Source organism: Streptomyces sp. GQ60, from assembly GCF_059758875.1.
On the sequence record NZ_JCAXEG010000004.1, the window covers coordinates 114,022 to 135,640 of the forward strand.

23 protein-coding genes, 1 tRNA gene and 1 riboswitch are annotated in these 21,619 nt (G+C 70.2%); of the genes, 14 read left to right on the forward strand and 10 right to left on the reverse strand.

Going from position 1 to position 21,619, the window contains the following annotated elements; translation table 11 throughout:
* Nucleotides 1-90: 90 nt before the first annotated feature.
* Together AC6CKD_RS12000 and AC6CKD_RS12005 are read right to left on the reverse strand one after the other, a co-directional pair.
* Nucleotides 91-1,362 (reverse strand): PTS transporter subunit EIIC, encoded by a 1,272-nt coding sequence (locus tag AC6CKD_RS12000; protein ID WP_498327087.1) that lies wholly within the window; start codon nt 1,360-1,362, stop codon nt 91-93.
* A gap of 364 nt (nt 1,363-1,726) precedes the next feature.
* Entirely contained in the window at nt 1,727-3,028 is a 1,302-nt protein-coding gene (locus AC6CKD_RS12005; protein WP_498327088.1) for a PTS transporter subunit EIIC, read from the reverse strand.
* 196 nt (nt 3,029-3,224) lie between these two features.
* Between AC6CKD_RS12005 and AC6CKD_RS12010 the strand changes: the two genes are divergently transcribed.
* The 4 genes from AC6CKD_RS12010 to rdgB all read left to right on the forward strand — a co-directional run bounded on the left by AC6CKD_RS12010 (nt 3,225) and on the right by rdgB (nt 5,628).
* Nucleotides 3,225-3,545 carry a PTS sugar transporter subunit IIB gene (locus tag AC6CKD_RS12010; RefSeq protein WP_478688702.1) on the forward strand — a complete coding sequence of 107 codons (321 nt, stop codon included), beginning with the start codon at nt 3,225-3,227 and terminating at the stop codon, nt 3,543-3,545.
* 132 nt (nt 3,546-3,677) lie between these two features.
* Nucleotides 3,678-4,409: a ribonuclease PH gene (gene rph / locus AC6CKD_RS12015; protein WP_243337256.1), complete on the forward strand. Its 732-nt coding sequence runs from the start codon at nt 3,678-3,680 to the stop codon at nt 4,407-4,409.
* 131 nt (nt 4,410-4,540) lie between these two features.
* Entirely contained in the window at nt 4,541-4,930 is a 390-nt protein-coding gene (locus tag AC6CKD_RS12020; protein ID WP_498327564.1) for a hypothetical protein, read from the forward strand.
* A gap of 53 nt (nt 4,931-4,983) precedes the next feature.
* A complete protein-coding gene (gene rdgB, locus AC6CKD_RS12025; RefSeq protein ID WP_498327089.1) occupies nt 4,984-5,628 on the forward strand; it encodes an RdgB/HAM1 family non-canonical purine NTP pyrophosphatase in 645 nt (214 codons plus the stop codon).
* 49 nt (nt 5,629-5,677) lie between these two features.
* Here rdgB and AC6CKD_RS12030 read toward each other — a convergent pair.
* The 4 genes from AC6CKD_RS12030 to bcp all read right to left on the reverse strand — a co-directional run bounded on the left by AC6CKD_RS12030 (nt 5,678) and on the right by bcp (nt 7,568).
* Nucleotides 5,678-5,761: transfer RNA gene (locus AC6CKD_RS12030), tRNA-Leu, on the reverse strand.
* Between the two features lie 48 nt (nt 5,762-5,809).
* Nucleotides 5,810-6,319, reverse strand: coding sequence for an HNH endonuclease (locus tag AC6CKD_RS12035; protein ID WP_498327091.1), 510 nt, complete (start codon nt 6,317-6,319; stop codon nt 5,810-5,812).
* Nucleotides 6,316-6,954, reverse strand: coding sequence for an HNH endonuclease signature motif containing protein (locus tag AC6CKD_RS12040; protein WP_498327093.1), 639 nt, complete (start codon nt 6,952-6,954; stop codon nt 6,316-6,318). Before AC6CKD_RS12040 ends, AC6CKD_RS12035 begins: the two co-directional genes overlap by 4 nt.
* A gap of 146 nt (nt 6,955-7,100) precedes the next feature.
* The gene (gene bcp, locus AC6CKD_RS12045; protein ID WP_498327094.1) at nt 7,101-7,568 is read right to left on the reverse strand and encodes a thioredoxin-dependent thiol peroxidase; all 468 of its coding nucleotides are present in this window, start codon (nt 7,566-7,568) and stop codon (nt 7,101-7,103) included.
* Nucleotides 7,569-7,680: 112 nt separating this feature from the next.
* Between bcp and AC6CKD_RS12050 the strand changes: the two genes are divergently transcribed.
* The 3 genes from AC6CKD_RS12050 to AC6CKD_RS12060 all read left to right on the forward strand — a co-directional run bounded on the left by AC6CKD_RS12050 (nt 7,681) and on the right by AC6CKD_RS12060 (nt 8,889).
* Entirely contained in the window at nt 7,681-7,998 is a 318-nt protein-coding gene (locus tag AC6CKD_RS12050) for a DUF3618 domain-containing protein (RefSeq protein ID WP_498327095.1), read from the forward strand.
* 46 nt (nt 7,999-8,044) lie between these two features.
* On the forward strand, nt 8,045-8,386 hold the full coding sequence (locus tag AC6CKD_RS12055; RefSeq protein ID WP_498327096.1) for a GroES family chaperonin: 342 nt from the start codon (nt 8,045-8,047) through the stop codon (nt 8,384-8,386).
* A 57-nt stretch (nt 8,387-8,443) separates the two neighbouring features.
* Nucleotides 8,444-8,537: riboswitch (guanidine-III (ykkC-III) riboswitch) on the forward strand.
* A 31-nt stretch (nt 8,538-8,568) separates the two neighbouring features.
* Nucleotides 8,569-8,889 carry a DMT family transporter gene (locus tag AC6CKD_RS12060; RefSeq protein ID WP_498327097.1) on the forward strand — a complete coding sequence of 107 codons (321 nt, stop codon included), beginning with the start codon at nt 8,569-8,571 and terminating at the stop codon, nt 8,887-8,889.
* Between the two features lie 41 nt (nt 8,890-8,930).
* On the opposite strand, the gene AC6CKD_RS12065 is transcribed toward AC6CKD_RS12060, so the two are convergent.
* Entirely contained in the window at nt 8,931-11,363 is a 2,433-nt protein-coding gene (locus AC6CKD_RS12065; RefSeq protein WP_498327099.1) for a transglycosylase domain-containing protein, read from the reverse strand.
* A gap of 186 nt (nt 11,364-11,549) precedes the next feature.
* On the opposite strand from AC6CKD_RS12065, the gene AC6CKD_RS12070 reads away from it, so the two are divergent.
* From AC6CKD_RS12070 to AC6CKD_RS12090, 5 genes are all read left to right on the forward strand, one after another.
* Complete coding sequence (locus AC6CKD_RS12070) at nt 11,550-12,377, forward strand: ABC transporter permease (RefSeq protein WP_498327100.1); 828 nt, start codon at nt 11,550-11,552, stop codon at nt 12,375-12,377.
* Nucleotides 12,370-13,275 carry an ABC transporter permease gene (locus AC6CKD_RS12075; protein ID WP_498327102.1) on the forward strand — a complete coding sequence of 302 codons (906 nt, stop codon included), beginning with the start codon at nt 12,370-12,372 and terminating at the stop codon, nt 13,273-13,275. Before AC6CKD_RS12070 ends, AC6CKD_RS12075 begins: the two co-directional genes overlap by 8 nt.
* A gap of 2 nt (nt 13,276-13,277) precedes the next feature.
* Nucleotides 13,278-14,255, forward strand: a complete 978-nt coding sequence (locus tag AC6CKD_RS12080; RefSeq protein WP_498327103.1) for an ABC transporter ATP-binding protein — start codon at nt 13,278-13,280, stop codon at nt 14,253-14,255.
* A gap of 103 nt (nt 14,256-14,358) precedes the next feature.
* Nucleotides 14,359-15,213, forward strand: a complete 855-nt coding sequence (locus AC6CKD_RS12085) for a DUF1707 SHOCT-like domain-containing protein (protein ID WP_498327104.1) — start codon at nt 14,359-14,361, stop codon at nt 15,211-15,213.
* Nucleotides 15,214-15,304: 91 nt separating this feature from the next.
* Nucleotides 15,305-16,711, forward strand: a complete 1,407-nt coding sequence (locus tag AC6CKD_RS12090) for a DUF445 domain-containing protein (RefSeq protein ID WP_498327105.1) — start codon at nt 15,305-15,307, stop codon at nt 16,709-16,711.
* A gap of 337 nt (nt 16,712-17,048) precedes the next feature.
* Here AC6CKD_RS12090 and AC6CKD_RS12095 read toward each other — a convergent pair whose 3' ends face one another.
* Nucleotides 17,049-17,348 carry a hypothetical protein gene (locus AC6CKD_RS12095; protein WP_498327106.1) on the reverse strand — a complete coding sequence of 100 codons (300 nt, stop codon included), beginning with the start codon at nt 17,346-17,348 and terminating at the stop codon, nt 17,049-17,051.
* A 95-nt stretch (nt 17,349-17,443) separates the two neighbouring features.
* On the reverse strand, nt 17,444-17,620 hold the full coding sequence (locus tag AC6CKD_RS12100; protein ID WP_498327107.1) for a hypothetical protein: 177 nt from the start codon (nt 17,618-17,620) through the stop codon (nt 17,444-17,446).
* A 213-nt stretch (nt 17,621-17,833) separates the two neighbouring features.
* On the opposite strand from AC6CKD_RS12100, the gene AC6CKD_RS12105 reads away from it, so the two are divergent.
* Together AC6CKD_RS12105 and AC6CKD_RS12110 are read left to right on the forward strand one after the other, a co-directional pair.
* Complete coding sequence (locus AC6CKD_RS12105) at nt 17,834-18,376, forward strand: GNAT family N-acetyltransferase (RefSeq protein WP_498327109.1); 543 nt, start codon at nt 17,834-17,836, stop codon at nt 18,374-18,376.
* A gap of 542 nt (nt 18,377-18,918) precedes the next feature.
* Nucleotides 18,919-20,394, forward strand: coding sequence for a hypothetical protein (locus AC6CKD_RS12110; RefSeq protein ID WP_498327110.1), 1,476 nt, complete (start codon nt 18,919-18,921; stop codon nt 20,392-20,394).
* A gap of 256 nt (nt 20,395-20,650) precedes the next feature.
* Here AC6CKD_RS12110 and AC6CKD_RS12115 read toward each other — a convergent pair whose 3' ends face one another.
* Nucleotides 20,651-21,589 (reverse strand): hypothetical protein, encoded by a 939-nt coding sequence (locus AC6CKD_RS12115; RefSeq protein WP_498327111.1) that lies wholly within the window; start codon nt 21,587-21,589, stop codon nt 20,651-20,653.
* Nucleotides 21,590-21,619 lie beyond the last annotated feature (30 nt).

Here is a 21,619-nt window from a genome sequence, read left to right on the forward strand (position 1 = left end):
CGCCTCTCGCGGACGGATACGCGAAAGCCCCCGCCCTCCCTTCCGGGAGAGCGGGGGCTTTCCGCGTACCTGTGTGCGGTACGGGACTGCTTACTTGGCCTCGGCCTTGAGGATCTCGGCGAGCTCCTCGTCGGACTCGCGGCCCGGCGTCGGCAGGTTCCACTTGGTGATGGCGAAGCGGAACACGAAGTAGTAGACGACCGCGAAGCAGAGGCCGATGCCGGCCAGGCCCCACGGGTTCTCCGCGATGCCGAGGTTCAGGACGAAGTCGACCGCGCCGGCGGAGAAGCCGAAGCCGTCACGCATGCCCAGGGCCCAGGTCAGCGCCATGGAGACACCGGTCAGGACCGCGTGGATCGCGTAGAGGACCGGGGCGATGAACATGAAGGTGAACTCGATGGGCTCGGTCACACCGGTCACGAAGGCGGTGAGCGCGAGCGAGAACATCATGCCGCCGACGACCTTGCGGCGCTCGGGGCGCGCGCAGTGGACGATCGCGAGGCAGGCCGCCGGGAGGGCGAACATCATGATCGGGAAGAAGCCGGTCATGAACTGTCCGGCGGTCGGGTCACCGGCGAGGAAGCGGCCGATGTCACCGTGGACGGCGCCGGTCGGGGTGTCGAAGGAGCCGGCCTGGAACCACGGGAAGGAGTTCAGCAGGTGGTGCATGCCGATCGGGATCAGCGCGCGGTTGGCGACACCGAAGATGCCCGCGCCGACGGCGCCGGAACTGGTCAGCCACTCACCGAAGCCGTGCAGACCCGAGCCGAGGACCGGCCAGATGAGACCGAAGACGATGCCGGTGACCAGACCCGCGAAGGCGGAGAGGATCGGGACCAGACGGCGGCCGCCGAAGAAGCCCGCCCAGTCGGGGAGCTTGGTCCGGTAGAACTTCTGGTAGAGCAGGGCGGCTATGACACCCATCACGACACCGCCGAGCACACCCGCGTTGACCGGGGCGTCCACCATGACGATCTTGTCGCCGACGACCGTGGCCTTCTGCGGCAGGTTGCCGTCCGTGAAGGTGGCGAGCACCTTCTGGAAGACCAGGTAACCGGTGACGGCCGCGAGGGCGGTCGAACCGTCCGACTTCTTCGCGAAGCCGATCGCGATGCCGACGGCGAACAGCAGCGCCATGTTGTCGAGGATCGCGCCACCACCGGCGGCCATGTACCCGGCGATCTTGAGGACGAACGTCGGGAACACGTCCTTGTCGCCGAGCATGTCGTCCGCGCCCAGGCGGAGCAGGAGCGCGCCGGCAGGCAGCACCGCAACGGGGAGCATGAGGCTCCGGCCGATGCGCTGCATGACGGCCATCACGCCAGCGCCCTTCTTCTTTTCCGCAGCGGTGGCTGTGGACATGGTCTTCCTCCAGTGGACAAGGCTCTGCCAGGACGTGGAAAAACGGGGGATTGGCAGCGTCTCGGAACGGGGGACCCCGGGGCCGAAAGGCCCACGTGGTCTACACCACTCAGTGGTGTAGACCAGTTGTAGCACGGTGAGGTCGGCGTAAGGAACCCGTCATTTCCGTGGGGGAGGACACAGTTGGGCATACATGACAAAGGCCCTCGGACCCTGTGGGTCCGAAGGCCTCGTGTGCCGTCGGGTGTTTCGGGCGGGGCTTCCGGTGCCCCGCGGCAATGCGTTCGGGAGGGACGTCCGGGGGCGTTCGGCCGGACGCCCGGGGGCGTTCGCCCGCCCCCGGACGGGGCTCACGCCCCCCGCGTCACGCCTTGGTGTTCTCCGCCTGCATCACCGCGATCTCCTCGTCCGACTCCCGGCCGGGCGTCTTGATGTCCCACTTCGTGATCGCGAAGCGGAAGATGCCGTAGTAGACGACCGCGAAGCAGAGGCCGATCGGAATGATCAGCCAGGGCTTCGTCGCCAGGCCCCAGTTGAGGAGGTAGTCGATCAGACCCGCCGAGAAGCTGAAGCCGTCCTTGGCGCCGAAGGCCCAGGTCACCGCCATCGACACGCCCGTCAGCACCGCGTGGACCGCGTACAGCGCCGGCGCCAGGAAGAGGAACGAGTACTCCAGCGGCTCGGTGATGCCGGTGACGAACGACGTCAGGCCGACCGACAGCATCAGACCGCCGACCTCCTTGCGCCGCGCCGGCTTCGCGCAGTGCGTGATCGCCAGTGCCGCCGCCGGCAGGGCGAACATCATGATGGGGAAGAAGCCGGTCAGGAACTGCCCGGCGTTCGGATCGCCCGCCAGGAACATGTTGATGTCACCGTGGACCGTCTGCCCGTCCGGCTTGGTGTAGCTGCCGAACTGGAACCACACCGGCACGTTCAGGAACTGGTGCAGGCCGATCACCAGCAGCGCGCGGTTCGCGACGCCGAAGACGCCCGCGCCCAGCGACCCCAGACCCACCAGCCAGTCCGAGAAGCTCTCCAGCGCGTCACCGACCGGCGGCCAGATCCACAGGCACAGCACCGCGAAGACGATCGCGACGAACGACATGACGATCGGGACGAGCCGGCGCCCGTTGAAGAACCCCAGCCAGTCGACCAGCTTCACGCGGTGGAGCCGCTGCCAGAACCAGGCCGTCAGCAGGCCCATGATGATGCCGCCGAACACCCCCGGATTCTGATACGTGAACCCGGTGAAGGCGTTCCCGGCCGCCAGGCATCCACCGCCGATGTCCGTGGACCCCGCCGGGCAGTCCTTGGGGAAGGAGTGCAGCACGCCCCGGTAGACGAGGAAGCCCGCCACCGCGGCCAGCGCCGTCGAACCGTCCGCCTTCTTCGCCATGCCGATCGCGACACCGATGCAGAACAGCAGCGGCAGACCCAGGTCCGCGTCGAGCAGCGCTCCGCCCGCGCCCGCCATGACCTTGGCGACGCTCGTCCAGTTGAGGCCGTCCTTGCCGAACACGTCCGGCTGCCCCAGCCGGTTCAGGATGCCGGCCGCGGGCAGCACGGCGATCGGGAGTTGCAGGCTCCGGCCCATCTTCTGCAGCCCTTGGAACAATCCGTTCCACCACTTCGGCTGTGGCACTGCTGCGGCGCTGCTCGCGCTCATCCGCGTCCTCCCTGACCGACCCGTTTTTGGCAGCCGCGACACTTGCGGCACACTGGTGTAGACCACTTGTGTTGCGGTCGCATTCCACCCGCCCTAGGGCAGGTTGGTGCTGATCATCATCATTCGGTAGATACCGGGCATGTGCCCGCGTAGCTGGGCCAATCGTGGGTTACCGTGACGAAGCGGACCGCCCTGGTTGGTCGGTCGGTCGGGCGGCAGGCGTGCAACGCCGGGCGCCGGATGTCAGTCGGACTCGTTCTTCGTAGAACTCAGGGAGAAACACATGGCCACCAAGGCTGAGAAGATCGTCGCCGGGCTCGGCGGCATCGAGAACATCGAAGAGGTCGAGGGCTGCATCACCCGCCTGCGCACCGAGGTCATCGACCCGAGCAAGGTCGACGAGGCCGCACTGAAGGCCGCCGGCGCCCACGGCGTCGTCAAGATGGGCACCGCGATCCAGGTCGTCATCGGCACCGACGCCGACCCGATCGCCGCCGACATCGAAGACATGATGTGAGCTGAGCCCACCGGCTCGCACGCGCGCCCCCGCGCGCACCCGTACGTACGACAGGACCCCGACCGGACGCACCCGGCCGGGGTCTTCTCGCAGCGACCCGGGCCCGGCCTCGCACCGGCTAGGCTCGGTGCCATGTCTCGCATCGACGGCCGTACGCCCGAACAGCTCCGCCCGGTCACCATCGAACGCGGATGGAGCAAGCACGCAGAGGGCTCCGTCCTCGTCTCCTTCGGAGACACCAAGGTCTTCTGCACCGCCTCCTTCAGCGAAGGCGTCCCGCGCTGGCGCAAGGGCAGCGGCGAAGGCTGGGTCACCTCCGAGTACTCGATGCTCCCCCGCGCCACCAACACCCGCGGCGACCGCGAATCCGTACGCGGCAAGATCGGCGGCCGCACCCACGAGATCTCCCGCCTCATCGGCCGCTCGCTGCGCGCCGTCATCGACTACAAGGCCCTCGGCGAGAACACCATCGTCCTGGACTGCGACGTCCTCCAGGCCGACGGCGGCACCCGCACCGCGGCCATCACCGGCGCCTACGTGGCCCTGGCCGACGCCATCTCCTGGGGCCAGGGCAAGAAGCTCATCAAGGCCGGCCGCAAGCCCCTGACCGGCACCGTCGCCGCCGTCAGCGTCGGCATCGTCGACGGCGTCCCGCTCCTCGACCTCTGCTACGAGGAAGACGTCCGCGCCGAGACCGACATGAACGTGGTCTGCACCGGCGACGGCCGCTTCGTCGAGGTCCAGGGCACGGCCGAGGGCGAGCCCTTCGACCGCAAGGAACTCAACGCCCTCCTCGACCTGGCCTCCGGCGGCTGCGCCGACCTGGAAGCCCTCCAGCTCGGCGCCCTGGAGCTCACGCTCTAGCCCTGGCGGCAACCGCGCGGCCCGTCCGCGCGTCTCTGGGTACACGGGTGCACGGCGTCGAAGCCGTGCGCCCGTCCACGTATCCGCGCATCCCGCACGCCTGCATCCACACCATCCTCCTGGGGGCCGAAGTGAAGCCGAAGTACCGCCTGGCAGCCGTTGCCCTGACGGCAGCCCTCGCCATACCCGCGATCACCTCCTGCAGCGCGATCTCGACGGCGATGGACTGCGCGAGCACGGCCGTCGCCATAACGGACGGCGCCAACGACCTCCAGCAGGCCGTCTCGCAGGCCGGCAACAGCCCGCAGGACGCCCAGAACGCGCTCAACGCGATCGAGGAGAACCTCAAGAAGGTCGGCGACCAGACGGACAACGCCGACCTGAGCAAGGCCATTTCCTCGATGAACACGGCCGTTCAGAACGTCCGCACCTCCATCGAGAGCGGCACCACGGCCCCCGACGTCACGCCGGTCGCGGACGCGGCGAAGGAGATCTCCAAGGTCTGCACCCCGGGCGGCTGACCCCGGGCGGCTGCCCCCGGCCGATGACCGAGCGCGGCCGGGATAATGGCGTCATGACCTCGACGACGACGCCGACGACGCCCTCCGCCAGCTCTCCCAGCCGCCTGATCCTCGCCACGCGCAACGCGGGCAAGGTCACCGAACTCCGCGCCATCCTGTCCGCCGCCGGCCTGCCGCACGAGCTGGTCGGCGCGGACGCGTACCCGGAGATCCCGGACGTCAAGGAAACCGGCGTCACCTTCGCCGAGAACGCCCTCCTCAAGGCCCACGCCCTCGCCCAGGCCACCGGCCTGCCGGCCGTCGCCGACGACTCGGGCCTCTGCGTGGACGTCCTGAACGGCGCCCCCGGCATCTTCTCGGCCCGCTGGGCCGGCGCCCACGGCGACGACGCCGCGAACCTGGCGCTCCTGTTGTCCCAACTCGGCGACATCGCCGACGAACACCGCGGCGCCCACTTCTTCTGCGCGGCCGCCCTCGCCCTCCCGGACGGCACGGAACGCGTGGTCGAAGGCCGCCTCCTGGGCACCCTCCGCCACACCCCGGCCGGCACGGGCGGCTTCGGCTACGACCCGATCCTCCAGCCCCTGGGCGAGACCCGCACCTGCGCGGAACTCACGGCGGCGGAAAAGAACGCCATCTCCCACCGAGGCCAGGCCTTCCGAGCCCTGGTCCCGGCGGTCCGGGAACTGCTGGGCTGAGCCCGAGCATGCCGAAGGCCCGACTCTTGGAGTCGGGCCTTCGTGCGAATGCGGCCGGGGGGATTCGAACCCCCACGGGATCTCTCCCACGGCGTTCTAAGCGCCGCTCGGCTGCCTGTTACGACACGGCCGCTTGGTGCTGTCATCCTAGCGGCCGGGCATGAGTTGTGGGGTGGGTGCCCTATGTACGGCGTTGGCGGGCGCCTCCACGGCACCAGGTGCTTGTGATTGCGTGGCAGTTAGGGCAGAGCAGCCGCAGATTGTCGGCGCGGTCGTCGGTCCAGTCGCCGTTGACGTGGTCTATTTCCAGGGTCATCGGACGCCCACGCCACTCCGGACGTGTTCCGCACATGCCGCAGCACTCCGGGATGCCGATCTCCTGCAGAGCGCGCCGCAGTAGTCGGGTGCGGGTGCGTCGTTTTCCATCGTGCTTAACGAGGATGCTCTCAGCAGCCCTCACGGGCGTAGGACCCGGCTTGCCGCGTTGGTGGGCCTGTCCGAGGAAGTGGGCCGTCGAGAGGCCGTCCTCGTCGATCCATTGCTTGAGTGATTCGTTCTGGCTGCTGGACATGGGCCTGCCGAGGCGCCGTAGGGTCTCTGCCAGGGAGTGTGACGACGCGACTGCGTCACGCAAGGCGGCTCCGTCCGGCTTGATGCGTTTGACGTAGCTCCGCCGCTTCAAGTCGCTCATCGGTGGCCCTTGCCGCGACCGCGATATGTGTCCGTAGTGGAGTGGCAATTGGGGCACAGCAGCCGCAGGTTGACGGGGCTGTTGTTACGCCAATCGCCATCGATGTGGTCGACCTCAAGGGGCAGCGGCTCGCCCAGCCAGACGGGCTCGATGCCGCACTCGGCGCAGCGCTCGTCTGCGCCGAGTGTGATCATCGCTCGTTTGAGGCGTTCCCCTGGGATGCGGCGAGCACTCTCGGATGCCTGCACTACGAGGAGCGACTCAGGCGTTCGGCGCACGTAGTGCCGCCCTGCGTTGGAAGGCGTTATGAAGTGCGAGGTGTCGATCCCCATAGCTTTCACCTTGCGGCTGATGTGCGTGTGGTGACCGCCCACGACTTCAAGTCCGAGGCGCCTGAGCACCTCGCACATGTTCTTCGAGAGGGCGACTACGTCCTCCAAGATGTCCTTCGTCCACTTGGAGCCCTCCCGCTCGAAGTGCGAGACGTCCACGCCCAGCTTCCGCATGCGGTCGTGCAGGTACCGCCTCGTCGGGCTCTTCGGGTCCACCCCCAGCCTTTCCAGTGCCTCGGACATCGTCCGTGCCCCCTTCGCTGCTTCCGCGAGGCGTTCCCTCGTGTACGGGCTGATCGGCATCGACCCCTCCATTTCCCGGCCGCGTGTGCGGCCCTCGCATGGAGTAACGGACCGATAGTCGGACGGTTACGGCGGATGTCGTCCGATAAACGGAACAGCCCGCACCGGTTGTGGGGTGCGGGCCGTTCCGGAAGGAGGGGGCGGGGTTAGATGCCCAGGTCCTTGATGATCTTGGCTACGTGGCCCGTGGCCTTGACGTTGTAGAGGGCGCGTTCAACCTTGCCCTCTTCGTCGACGATCACCGTGGAGCGGATGACTCCGGTGACGGTCTTGCCGTACAGCTTCTTCTCGCCGAACGCCCCGTACGCCGTCAGGACCTCCTTGGAGGGGTCGCTGACCAGGGTGACCTTCAGGTGCTCCTGCTCGCGGAACTTCGCCAGCTTCTCCGGCTTGTCCGGGGAGACGCCGATGACGTCGTAGCCGGCGGTGGCCAGGACGGCCAGGTTGTCCGTGAAGTCGCAGGCCTGCTTGGTGCAGCCCGGGGTCAGGGCGGTCGGGTAGAAGTACACGATGACCTTGCGGCCCTTGTGGTCGGCGAGCGAGATCTCGTTGCCGTCCGCGTCGGGCAGGGTGAAGGCGGGGGCGGTGTCGCCCGGCTCAAGTCGCTCGCTCATCTAACAGTCTCCTCGGGAGGGGATCGGTACGGTCCGAGACTAAGCTGCTGACTGACTGTTCATGGCGGGCTACGCCCGCCATGGGACCGACCATGACGACGGAGGCAGCGCGGTGCCGGAAGCCAGGACCCCCGCACAGATCGAGGCGGACATCGTCCGCCGCCGCGAGCAGCTCGCCGAGGCGCTCGACGAGATCGGGGTGCGCATGCACCCCAAGACGATCGTCGGGGACGCCAAGGCGAAGGTGGTCAGCAACGTCGACCACGTCGTCGGCCGTGCGGTGGCGACGGTGAACCGCCTCGTCACCGACGCCGGTGACGCGCTGCGCCACGACGACGGCACCCCGCGCGTCGAGCGGATCGTGCCGGTCGCGCTGCTCGCGGTCGGCGTCGTGGGCCTGCTGGTGGTGTCGGCGCGACGAAAGCGCTGATGACCCTGGGGGGTGCGGGGCGGGTGTGGGCGGGTAGGTTCGCTCCGTGAGCGAGAACACCACCACCCACGACAAGCTGCCCATCCGCATGCTCCACGACCGCGTGCTCGTGAAGTCCGATTCGCCGGAGGGCGAACGCCGCTCCGGCGGCGGCATCCTGATTCCGGCGACGGCCGCGGTGGGCAAGCGGCTGGCCTGGGCCGAGGTGGTCGCGGTCGGGCAGAACGTACGGACGGTCGAGCCGGGGGACCGGGTGCTGTACGACCCCGAGGCGCGGGCCGAGGTGGAGGTGCGCGGGGCGACGTACCTGCTGATGCGGGAGCGGGACCTGCACGCCGTGGCCGCCGGGAGGCTGGGGTCGGAGGACTCCACGGGGCTCTATCTCTAGAGCCCGCACAGATCGTGAAAAGGGCCGGTGACCATCGTCACCGGCCCTTTTCGTCGGGTTTTGCTACGGTGGTGGGGAACCCCCGACGAGACGCGCCGTACCGGGTCGCCCTTGGCCAGTGGCCGGTGGCTGCATGACAAGACGACGCACCCCGTTCCGCTCTCGTCCCGGAGGTGCCTGTCATGGCCTGGGTTCTGCTCGTCGTCGCCGGTCTGATCGAAGTCGCTTGGTCGATCGGCATGAAGTTCACCGAGGGATTCACGCGGTTCTGGCCGAGCGTGTTCACGGGTGCGGGCATCGTGGCGAGCATGGTGCTGCTGTCGATCGCGGTCAAGACCCTGCCGATCGGTACGGCGTACGGCGTGTGGGTCGGCATCGGCGCGGCCGGTGCGGCGGTGGTCGGGATGGTCGCCTTGGGGGAGCCCGTCACCGCCGCCCGGATCTTCTTCATCTGTCTGCTGCTGGCCGCCGTCGTCGGGCTGAAGGCGACCTCCGGTCACTGAGTCACTGCGTCACTGAGTCGCTGAGTCACCGGTTCGCCGGGTTACTCCAGTAGGTCCGCCGGTGGGCGCAGGCCCTCGGTGGTGCCGCCTTGGGTGCCCGTCGTGGCGCCGCCGTCGGTCTGGCCGCCGTCGGTCTGGCCGCCTTCGGTCTGGCCTCCGTCCGTCTGGCCGCCCGTGGTCTGGCCCCCGGTGGTCTGACCTCCGTCGGTCTGGCCTCCGTTGTTCTGCCCGCCGTCCGTCCGGCCCCCGTTCGTCTGTCCGTTCGTCGACGGGGTCCGGGTCGGGCGGCCCGGCCGGTTCGAGGGGCGGTCGCCCGGTGTTTCCTCCTGGGAGGGGGTCGGGTCCGTGTCCACGGGCGGGGGCTGCGGGGGCCGGTTCGCGCCCGGCATGAGTTCCAGGTCGAACTCCAGGGGGTCGCTGTCGCCCAGGGCCGTCTTCGTGTACTGGGCCCAGATCCGGGCCGGGTAGCCGCCGCCGCCGATCCGGGCCTCGCCGAGTGCTCCGTAGAGGGATTCCAGGGAGCCGGTGTCCGGGTCCTGGCCCATCATCGAGACGACCGTGACCAGGTTCGGGGTGTACGCCGCGAACCAGGCCGAGCGGTCCAGTTCGCCGGTCCCCGTCTTGCCGGCGGCCGGGTGGCCGGCGGCCAGGGCGGCCGTGCCGGTGCCGTTGTCGACGACGCTGACCAGCATGGACGTGGTGGTGTCGGCGGCTTCGCGGCTGACGGCCTGGGCCGGGTCGCGGGGCGGGAGCGGGACGGTGTCCCCGGCTTTGGTGATCTTCTCGACGAAGGTGTGCGGGGTGTGGCGGCCGTGGTCGGCGAGGGTCGCGTAGGCCTCGGTCATGTCCAGGACGCTGGCCTGCATCGTGCCCAGTGCCATGGCCGGTCCCGGGTCGAAGTTCGGGGTGTTCTCGGGGATGCCGAGGGCGATGGCGGTCTGCTTGACCTTGTCGGTGCCGACGTCGACGACCATCTGCGCGAAGACGGTGTTGACGGAGAGGTCGGTGGCGGTGTTGACGGTGATGTTGCCGTAGCTGAGCTGTCCCTCGTTCTCCGGCGCGTAGGGGATGCGGGTGCCGACGACGCGGCGCTTGTTGTCGCCGTTGTAGATCGTGTACGGGGTGATCGTGCGGCCGTCCTGGGTGCGTGCGTCGTTCTGCACGGCGGAGGCGAAGACGAACGGCTTGAAGGTGGAGGCGACTTGGTAGTCGTGGCGGGTGGCGTTGTTGACGTACTGCTTGGTGTAGTCGATGCCGCCGTACATGGCCACGACCTTGCCGGTGGCCGGGTCGATGGAGACGGCTCCGGTGCGTACGACGCGGTCGGCCTTGCGCGTCGCGGGGTCGAGCTTGCTGACCATCTTGTCGTTGACGGCGTCGACCATGGCGGTCTGGCGGGTCTTGTCGATGGTCGTGGTGATGCGGTAGCCGCCCTCGGCGAGGGTTTTGTCGTCGAGGATCTTGTTCGCGGTGATGTAGTCCTTGATGGCCTCGACGAGGTAGCCGCGCTGTCCGGAGAGGCCTGCGGCCGGGCGGACCTTGCCGGGTTCGGGGAACTGGGTGGCGGCGCGTTCGGCGGGCGTCATCCAGCCCTTCTTGACCATGCCGTCGAGCACGTAGTTCCAGCGGGCGAGGGCGCGGCCGCGGCTCTGGGGGTGGGCGACGACGTCGAAGGCGCTGGGGGAGTTGAGGAGGGTGGCGAGGTAGGCGCCCTCGGCGGCGTTGAGTTTGCCGACGTCCTTGCCGTAGTAGGCCTGGGCGGCGGCCTGGATGCCGTAGGCGTTGCGGCCGAAGTAACTGGTGTTCAGGTACCCCTCGAGGATGTAGTTCTTCGACTTCTCGCGGCCGAGTTTGATCGCGATGAAGAACTCCTTCACCTTCCGCTTGATCGTCTGTTCCTGGCCCAGGTAGTAGTTCTTGACGTACTGCTGGGTGATGGTCGATCCGGACTGGGTGCCCTTGCCCGTCGCGGTGTTCCAGGCGGCGCGCAGCATCGCCGCGGGGTCCACGGCCCGTTCGGTGAAGAAGTCGCGGTCCTCGGCGGCCAGTACGGCTTCCTGGACGGTCCGCGGGATCTGGGAGAGCGGTACGTTGACGCGGTCGACCTCGCCGTCGCGGGCGAGTTGGGTGCCGTCGGTGTACAGGTAGACGTTGGACTGGGCCGTGGCGGCCGCGTTGGCGGGCGGGATGTGGACCAGCAGGTAGCCGGCCACGAGGCCGCCGCAGACGAGCAGGGCGAGCAGCAGGAACGCGCCCAGGACCATGCGCCAGGTCGGGAGGATCCGGCGCCAGCCGGTGCGTTTGCGCTTGGCCTTCTTGGCCGCCTTGGCGCGCTGTCTCTCCGCTCTCTTCGTGTCCTTGGCCGTGGGCGGTGCTGCGGGCTGCGGGGCCGCGTCGGCGCCGGTGGCCCGGTGTTCGTCGGGGGTGTCGGGATCGCGAGGCGTCCAGCCGGGCGGTGGTGACGGGTCGCTCATCTCCGGGACTCCTCGGCGCCGTACGAAATATCCACATCTGTACCTCATGCTGTCTACCCGATGGCCGCCGGTTCCGCTCCGGACGGGCGTAATTCGTTCGCGTGGATCGCCCCTCCGCACTAAGCTCGCGCGCTTTGGCCGACGTAGGAACGACGCAGCAGCGATCAGGGAAACGGAGGGGATGGGGTGCGCCAGCCGGGGGTGGGGCGAGCCGGGCTCTACGGGGCGGTCGCGGCCGGGGGATTTCGCAGGTACGCCACGTACGGGACGGCCACCGCGGCGGGGGTGTTCACCAACACCGTGTTCGGTTTCATCCTGGCCTACACGTACATCGCGCTCTGGGACGAGCGGCCCGGGCTCGGCGGCTACGACCAGTCCGAGGCCCTCACGTTCATGTGGGTCAGTCAGGCCCTGCTGTCCGCCGGGGCGCTGATCGGCGGCGGCTTCCAGGAGGAGTTCCAAGAGCGCGTCCGTACGGGTGACATCGCCGTCGACCTGTACCGTCCGGCCGATCTCCAGATGTGGTGGCTCGCGGGTGATATGGGCCGGGCGGCGTTTCAACTCCTGGGCCGCGGCGTAGTACCGCTGGTGGTCGGCACGCTCGCCTTCCCGTTGGCGCTGCCCACCGCTCCGCTGCGCTGGCTGCTCTTCCTGGTCTCCGTGTTCCTCGGGCTGGTGGTGAGCTTCGCGCTGCGCTACCTGCTGGGGCTGGCGGCCTTCTGGCTGATGGACGGGGCCGGGATCAACCTGATGGCGACGGTCGTCTCCGTCTTCTTCTCCGGGATGCTGCTGCCGCTGACCGTGTTCCCGGGCGGCTTCGGGGAGTTCGTCCGTCTCCTGCCCTGGGCGGCGATGCTCCAGGTGCCGGTGGACGTGCTGCTCGGCGGGGGTGCGGGGGCCGCGCGTACGGCGGGGGCGCTGGGCTTCCAGACCGCGTGGGCGGTGGCGCTGCTGGGGCTGGGCCGGCTGGTGCAGTCGGCCGCGACGCGGAAGGTGGTGGTTCAGGGTGGCTGAGCGGGTGGCGGAGGGAGGGGCCGGGGTGACGGTGACGGTGGCGGCCGAAAGGGCGGCGGCTCCCGCGCTCGTGGCCCCGCGGCGCAGCCGGGTCCTGGAGGGGCTGCGCGGCTACCGGCTGATCGCCGCGATGTGGATCCGGTCGACGATGACGTACCGCACGTCCTTCTTCCTCTCGACCTTCGGCAACGCGGCCATCACGCTCCTGGACTTCGTCGCGATCACCATCATGTTCTCGCACGTGGACGAGCTGGGCGGCTTCACGCTGCCCGAGATCGCCCTGCTGTACGGATCCTCCTCGGCCTCCCTGGGCCTGGCCGACCTGCTGATCGGCAACACCGACCGGATCGGCACCCGGATCCGCGACGGCTCCCTCGACACCATGCTGGTCCGCCCGGTCCCGGTGCTCGCCCAGGTGGCGGCCGACCGCTTCGCGCTGCGCCGGCTGGGGCGGATCGTGCAGGGGCTCGCGGTGCTGGGGTGGGCGGTCTCGGAGCTGGACCAGCTGCACTGGACGGTCGGGAAGGTGCTGATGGTGCCCGTGATGATCACCGCCGGGGCGGCGATCTTCGGCGCGGTGATGGTGGCCGGGGCGGCCTTCCAGTTCCTCGCCGGGGACGCCGCGGAGGTGCAGAACAGCTTCACCTACGGCGGCTGCACCATGCTCCAGTACCCGCCGACCGTCTTCGCGAAGGACCTGCTGCGCGGGGTGACCTTCATCGTGCCGCTCGCCTTCGTCAACTGGCTGCCCGCGCTGTACGTGCTGGGCCGGCCCGATCCGCTGGGGCTGCCGGGGTGGGTGGCGTACGCGAGCCCGCTGGTGGCCTTCGTGGTGTTCCTCCCCGCGTCGCTTGCCTGGCGCGCGGGGGTCCGTTCGTACCGCAGTACGGGGAGCTAGTCGTGTCGGATGCGCTGATTTCATTGCACGAGGTCGAGAAGGTGTTCGACGTACGGCGCCGGGTGGGCCTGGTGCGCCGGGAGAAGCGGCAGGTCAGGGCCGTGGACGGGATCAGCTTCGAGGTGGCCCGGGGCGAGATGGTCGGCTACATCGGGCCCAACGGCGCGGGCAAGTCGACCACCATCAAGATGCTGACGGGCATCCTCACCCCGAGCGGCGGCCGTCTGCGGGTCGCCGGCATCGACCCGGCGCGGGAGCGGATGCGCCTCGCGCACCGGATCGGCGTGGTGTTCGGGCAGCGCACGACGCTGTGGTGGGACCTGCCGTTGAAGGACTCGTACGCGCTGATGCGGAGGCTGTACCGGATTCCGCCGGCGCGGTTCGCCGAGAACATGGAGCGCTGCGTGGACCGGCTCGACCTCGCCGAGCTGCTCGACGTACCCGTACGGCAGTTGTCGCTGGGGCAGCGGATGCGCGGGGACATCGCGGCGGCGCTGCTGCACGATCCCGACGTGCTGTACCTGGACGAGCCGACGATCGGGCTGGACGTGGTGAGCAAGGCGAGCGTACGGGGCTTCCTGCGGCAGCTGAACGAGGAACTCGGCACCACGGTGCTGCTGACCACGCACGATCTCCAGGACATCGAGCAGCTGTGCGAGCGGGTGATGGTGATCGACCACGGGCGGCTGGTGTACGACGGCTCGCTGGGCGGGCTGCACACGGCGGGCGGCGCGGACGGCGCGGTGGCGAGCGAGCGGACGCTGGTGGTGGACCTGGAGCGGGAGCTGCCGCCGATCGAGGTGGCGGGGGCGCGGGTGGTGAAGGTGGAGGGCGCCCGGCAGTGGCTGGCGTTCCCGGCGCGCGCTTCGGCGGCTCCGCTGGTGGCGGCGGTGGCGGCGGAGTATCCGCTGCTGGACCTGTCGGTGCGGGAGCCGGACATCGAGGACGTGATCGCGCGGATGTACGCGGGGCGGGGGTAGGGGGGCAGGGGGTCGTGGGGTGGGGGTAAATCAGGGACAACCCTGAGCTGGAGCGGGGTTCGCGCCGTACCGATCCCGGAGGTGACTGCATAGGCTGGTCCGCATGAGTGACGAGCGGCCTGAGAAGCCGGTGCCCGAGAAGTCGCTGCCCGAGGAGCCGCTGGCCGAGACGGAGCTGCCCGGGACGGCGCTGTCCGAGACGGCGCTGCCCGGAGAACCATCGTCGGCGCCGTCGGCGGCGCCATCGTCGGCTCCGGCTCCGGCTCCGGCACCCGCACCGCTGCCGGAGCTGAGGGCCTCGGACGCCGACCGGGAGCGGGTGGTGGACCGGCTGCGGGACGCCGTCGCCGAGGGCCGGCTCGACATGGACGAGTTCGAGGAGCGGCTGGACGCCGCCTACCGGTCCCGTACGTATGCGGAGCTCGAACCGCTGACGCGGGATCTGCCCGCGCTCGGCGCGACGGCCCCGATCGCGGCCGCCCCGGTGGCTTCGGTCGGACTGACGAAGGCGGTGCCGGCGGGGTCGGAGGCCGACTGGCCGGCCCGGATCGTGGGCGGCGGAGGGACGGCGGGCGGTCCGGCGATGGCCGTGGCGGTCATGTCGGGCTTCCAGCGCAAGGGCAACTGGACCGTGCCCGCCCGTTTCCACGCCGTGGCGTTCTGGGGCGGCGGCGAGCTCGACCTGCGCGAAGCGAGCTTCGCGGAGCGGGAGGTGGTGATCAACTGCGTCGCCATCATGGGCGGCATCCAGATCATCGTGCCGCCGGGCGTCGAGCTCGACGTACGCGGCATCGGTGTGATGGGCGGCTTCGACCAGACCGACAGCCCCGGCCCGGTGGAGCCGGGGGCTCCGCGGGTGGTCGTGACGGGCCTCGCCTTCTGGGGCGGGGTCGAGGTGAAGGTGAAGCCGCCGAAGCAGCGGGCGGTCTCGAAGCAGAAGCCGCGCAAGGAGCTGTAAGGGGCCGGCCCGTAGGGGGCCCGCCGTCCACAGCCGGGAGGATCAGTACGGCGCGCCGGGAACTCCCCGGGCGCCCCGGGAGTCGGATGCTATGAAGTCGGACGCTTTGCGGACGAAATCGTCGCCCGGGGGAAGGCAGGAGCACGTGGAGCAGGGCAGTACGACGGCTACGGCGGAGGCTGAGACTTCGTCGTCCTCGTCGAAGACGTCATCGACCGGGGCTGCGGCACGGGGCGGGTTCGTGTTCAGCGAGGCGGACGAGGAGCGCCGGCGCGGCGTCCGCCGGATGAAGCGGACCGCCACCGGTCTGCTGGTCCTGGTCGCGCTGGTCTACGTGGCGGCGAAGTGGGCGGAGCACGCGGGCGCGGGCGGCTGGGCCGGGTACGTCGCGGCCGCGGCCGAGGCGGGCATGGTCGGCGCGCTCGCGGACTGGTTCGCCGTCACCGCCCTCTTCCGGCGGCCGCTCGGCCTGCCCATCCCGCACACCGCGATCATCCCGACGAAGAAGGACCAGCTCGGCGTCTCGCTCGGGGAGTTCGTCGGGGAGAACTTCCTCTCCGCCGACGTGGTCCGTACGAGGCTGCACGCACTCGGCATCGGCGGCCGGCTCGGCGCCTGGCTGGCCGACCCCGCGCACGCCGACCGGGTCACGGCGGAGCTGGCCACGGCCCTGCGCGGGGCGCTGACGGTCCTGCGGGACTCCGATGTGCAGGCCGTCGTGGGCGAGGCGATCACGCGGCGGGCCGAGACGGCGGAGATCGCGCCGGGGCTCGGCAAGACGCTGGAGAAGGTCGTCGCGGACGGCGGCCACCGGCGGGTCGTGGACCTGGTGTGCGCGCGGGCGTACGACTGGCTGGTCACCCACGCCGAGTCGGTGGAGGCGGCGGTACAGGGCGGGGCGCCGGGGTGGACCCCGAGGTTCGTGGACCGCAAGATCGGCGACCGCGTCTACAAGGAACTGCTCCGCTTCGTCCAGGAGATGCGGGACATGCCGGAGCACCCGGCGCGCGGGGCGGTGGACCGCTTCCTCTCGGACTTCGCGGCGGACCTCCAGTCGGACACGGAGACACGGGCGCGGGTGGAGCGCCTGAAGTCGGAGATCCTGCAGCGTGAGGAGATCCAGGACGTGATCGCCTCCACCTGGACGGCGGTCCGCTCGATGATCATCTCGGCGGCGGAGGACGAGCGGAGCGCGCTGCGCCTGCGGGTCCGTTCCTCGCTGATGTCCCTGGGCGCCAGGCTGGCCACGGATGGCCGCCTCCAGGACAAGGTGGAGGGCTGGATCGAGGGCGCGATGGTGTACGTGGTCACGACGTACCGTGCGGAGATCACCTCCCTCATCACGGACACGGTGGCGGGCTGGGACGCGGAGCACACCTCGCGCAAGATCGAGGCCCACATCGGCCGCGATCTGCAGTTCATCCGCATCAACGGCACGGTGGTCGGCGCGCTGGCGGGGCTCCTGATCTACACGCTCTCGCGAGCCTTCGGCGCGTAGCGGGCGCGGGGGCGGGTCCGATGCGGCGCGCCGCCGCATGGACCTGGATCAGCCCGTACGGGGCCGTCCGTACCCGCGGCCCGGCCGCACGTCCTCGAAGGCGGCCCGCACCGTCCTGACGCTCGCTGCCGACACGTGTGCCTGCGCAAGCTGCCGGCGATCACGGCTCCGTCAGGGCCGGTCGTCGCGGTGACCCGTGATCCGATCCCGTGCCGGGCGAACAGCCGGGTTGCTTTGCCCGTCCCGGAACCGTTCGTATGCTCCCGCCCTCGCTCCGAAGCTCCGTGCGGGGCCGGTGCCGGACCGGCCGAGGTTCGTACGCGGGCCGGGGTCGGTGTCAGCCCCGGTCGGCGACCGCCCAGGACGCGGCGGCGACCACGCCCGCCGCGCCGATGACGGCCGGCCACGCGCCGACCTTCTTCGCCAGCGGGTGCGCACCCGCGAACCCGGCGAGGTACAGCGCACCGAGCCCGGCCGCGGCGGGGGCACCGCCACGCTTGTGCCACTCGCGGCCGGCCACGACCCCCGCGGCACCGAGCACGACACCGCCGAGCGGCCGCTTCTTGGTCCACCGCGCGACGGCGTAACCCCCGACCAGCCCGGCGGCCGCGACCACAGAACTCGGTACCCGTGTCATGCTGTCCAACTCCCTCACCTCATCGGTTCATCGGTTCATACGCGCACACCTGCTCGCCCCCATGTGCCCGCACGTGCCCGCACGTGCCCCCAACGCTAACTCGACCCCTTGACCACCCGTCGGGCCCCCAGCACTCCCAACACCAGTACGGCGCCGCCGATCACCGGGTCCGGCACCGCGTCCCGTACACCGCGCGGCAGCACCGCCACCACGCCCAACACGAGCAGAAACGCGAGCCCGCACCCGCCGGCGGCCCGAAGCAGTCTGTCCACGCGCTGCTCAACGCGGCCGCCCGGCCGCCCGACACGGACCGTGCCGTGGGGATTTGTCGCACACTCGCCGGATCCGCACGATGTCTGCTGAGGGAACCTGATGGGCATAAATTCAATCTCCTACCCAAGGGGGCAAACCACCTAGCCCCCTCCCGCCCTTCCCACCCTTCCCACCCCTCATCTCTCCCATCCCACATCAGGAGCCAGGACATCGTGATCTGCTACGGACAGGCCGTCCTCGACCTCGCGGACGAACTGGTCGACGCCTACGCCGACGTCTTCTCCGCCCCGCCGTGGAACGAAGACGAAGAAACCATTCGCCAGTTCGCTACGCGCCTCCCGGCCGACGCCCGGCGCCGCGGCTTCCGTACCGCCTTCATCCAGTCCGCCACCGGCATCGACGGCTTCGCGACGGGCTGGATCACCCCGGCGACCTTCCCGAAGAACCGCGCGTACGCCCAGGTCGCGGCGCAGCTCGGCTCAGGCCGGGTCAAGGAACTCCTCACCGGGGCGCTGGAGATAGACGAACTCGCCGTACGCCCCTACGCGCGCGGCCGCGGCACCGCCCGGGACCTCCTCACCGAGATCACCACCGACGCCCCGGACCGCCGCGCCTGGCTGTTGACCAGCCGGCTGGCCAAGAACACGGTGGCCACGTACCGCCGCCTGGGCTGGCACGAGGTCGCGGCCCTGCCCGGCACGGAGACGGGCGTCATCGTCTTCCTGTCCCCGGACCACCCGAACCGGGCGGCGTAGCCTTGCTGCCCCGTCCCGCACCTCGCTCGGGCCGGCCCCACACGCCGGGCCCTGCGCGGCACGGAGAGGGGCGCGCCATGGCCCCCCTGCCCCCGCTCCTCCCAGGCCGGGCGGCGTAGCCCGGCGGCCCCTCGCGGACCTCGCCTGGGCGGCCCTGCCCCCGGCCAAGCCGGGCGGCGCCAACGTGTCGGCCTCTGGGGGACGTTGTCAGTGCACCCCCCTCGCCGGAAACGGCACGCATCCGGACGGCGAGCGTCGAGAGGCGCCCCTGCCGCCACGGGGCACCCGAGTACGTCCCTCACGCCTGGCCGATCACCTTGCCAGCGTCCCAGCATCCCAGCGGCCCGCTGTCCGGACCCGGGGAGACGCGGAGCCCGGGTCGTGTCCCTCCGGCGTGACAGAACTCGTCGCCACGAGAGCGGAGGCCTCGCCACGCGAAGCGCGCAATGGACGGTGCGGGACACGCCTCGAGGGGGCACGAAACGGCCCGAAACATCACCCAGCGGGGCGTCCGAAGCACTCAGCCGGGGCATACCGCGCCCATGAACCCCACCCCACGCACCACGCACGTGCCCCCGGCGGCCCTGGCAACCGCTACGCACGCAGCGCCGACGGCGGCAGCCACGCCCCCGGCACACCCGATGCGGACCAGGCAGACCGCCCGAGCCAGGCAGGTCACCCAAACGAAGCCCACCACCGAGACCACCCCCACAACCAGGGCCACGGAAGCCACAGAGGCACCCCAAGCCACGGAAGCGGCAGAGAAACCCCAGGCCACACCCACCACCTGGACCACAGCACCCACCCGGGCCAAGGAGGCAGCAGCGACGCCCCGCGCGGCTGATGCCACCCAAGGCACTCCCACCACTCCCACCACTCAGACCACTCAGACCCGAGCCACTCCCACTCGCGTTCCCACCTCCACGGCCCGCCGACAACTCCACCTCGCCACGCGCCACCAACTCAACCTCGCCACGCGGCACCAACTCACCACCACCGCCGGTATCCCACCCGGCACGATCACCTCCCGCACCCGCCCCGGCGGGCCCTGGCAGCGCCTACTGCCCCGGGTCTACCTCCTCCAGACCGGCCCCCCGGACCACCGTCAACGGGCCCTCGCCGCCGTCCTCTACGCCACAGAGCCCGGCTCCGACCCGCTTTCCGGCGAGACCGCCGCCCTCACCGGCGGTGCGGCCCTCGCCCTGCTCGGGATCCGCGAAGCGCCGTACACCCCTGCCGACGTCCTGATCCGCGCCCCGCGCCGGCTCGCTGCTTCCCCGGACGTACGGCCGTACCCCACCACCCGCTGGCCCCGCACCATCACCGTCTCCGGCATCCCGAGCACCCGACCGGTCCGCGCGGCCGCGGACTTCGCGGCCCGGACCGAGGAGCCGGCGGACCGGATCCGCTCGGTCCTGGCCCACGTGGTCCAGTCCGGCTGGTGCCACCCGCAGGACCTGCACGCCGAACTCCGCGATGCCCGCCTCCTGGCCCGCCCCACGATCCGCGCGGCTGCGGCGGAACTCCTCGCCGGAGTCCGCTCGGTCGCCGAGGCCCAGGCCCGCGACACCCTCTCGGTCACGGACCTCCCGACGCCCCTGTGGAACGCCCGCCTCTACACCCCCGACGGCACGTTCCTGGCGAGCCCGGACGCCTACTGGCCCGACGAGGGCGTGGCCCTGGAGATCGACTCGGCGGAGTACCACTACAACCGCGACTCCTGGCACGCCACGCTCCACCGCCGCCTCCGCCTGGAGTCCCACGGCATCCTGGTGGTCAGCGTCACCCCGTCGATGATCCGCGACACCCCATCCGAAGTCATCGCAGCCCTCCGCACCCTCCTCACCCTGACCACGACCCGCCCCACCCCACCCCACCCACGGCAACGGCCCGCGGCCACCAGCAACTCCCGCTTCGGTTCCCCTGCTGAGGGGCCGACATCCTGCGCCGTCGCTTTGATTCCGTTGCGGGGCATCGCGGCGTCCGTATCCCTTCGGCATGGAGACGCGGACGAGTAGCCGCGGATCGTGTGAGCAGAGAGAGCCGCCGGTAGCTGGGAAGGCGGACTTGAGCCCCGTCGGGTAAAGACCCTCCCGAGCGCGGGAGGAAGGCCCCCGGGCTCAATGCCCGTCGCTCCACACCCCATCTGATGCCCCGTGATGCCAGCTCTGACGGCCTACCGGCAGGGCCCTACGGGGCCCCGGAGCCGTCCGCCCTGGGAGTGCATTCAGAAGTGCGAGTTACGTGTTGGGTGTGATCTGCCCGTCACCACCGTTACCGACGCGCCTCGCTCTCGATGAGGCAGACGACTGCTGGCCACGGAACGCGTAGCTCGCCGAAGAGAGTCCAGTAGTCGAACATCTCACGGACCATGGCGCTGACGCCAAGGCGTACGGCGTCCGGGGCGAGGGCGCCTATGACCCGCCGCGTGATTCCGCCCGCTCCGCGCGCTGTCGGAGTAATCCCGTGGCCGAGCAGGAGCGTTACAGTGCGGATGGCGTCGAGCGTCGCCGGCGATGCCGATTGGGCGAAGCGGCCGTATATCAGACTGCCCCAGCCTTGTCGGGAGCGCGCCCAAGCAAGGCGTTCCAGGCCGGTGCCGAGGTCTACAGCCATGCGTGTCGGGTCGTCGGCGTTCCACAGCAGGACGATGTCGCCAAAGTCGAGGTCGAGGTGGCGGAATTGCAGTGTGATGCCCGCGACTTCGTGTCGTCGCCAGTGGGTGAGAGCCCCGTGAACGCTTAAATGGCGTGCATGGAAACCGAGTTGGGAGAGAACGGAGACCCAACCGTCGAGAATGGCGCCGTACTCGTCGAGGCGTTCTATGGGCTGGACGCGGGAGACATTGACGAAGGAGGTCAGGAAGCCGTCGCACAGGTCGCCCGAGGCGTCGCGTTCGCCCGTGAAGCGAACAACCGGCTGGGGCAGGAACCCGCGGCGATATGTCTGCGGCTTGCCGTCCTTGAGGAGCGGGTCGAGTGCCTGGACTGCCGAGATGGTGAGTTCTGTGTCGCGCCCCCAGCGGAGCGGGAGACAGTTGTCGCGCGGTGCGCCGACGCCGGCGAAGCCGGTCTCCAGACTGTGGAGGAGTTCTTTCCACGAAGGCTGCCGGCGCGGGGGACGGTACGGGGTGCCTCGGTGCGGATGCCGGATCTCTATACGGGAGCCGTCGACGGTGAACTCCCAGTGGGAGCCTAACGTCGCGCGGAGCACGGAGGGTATCCGCCAGGTCAAGTTGGCCCC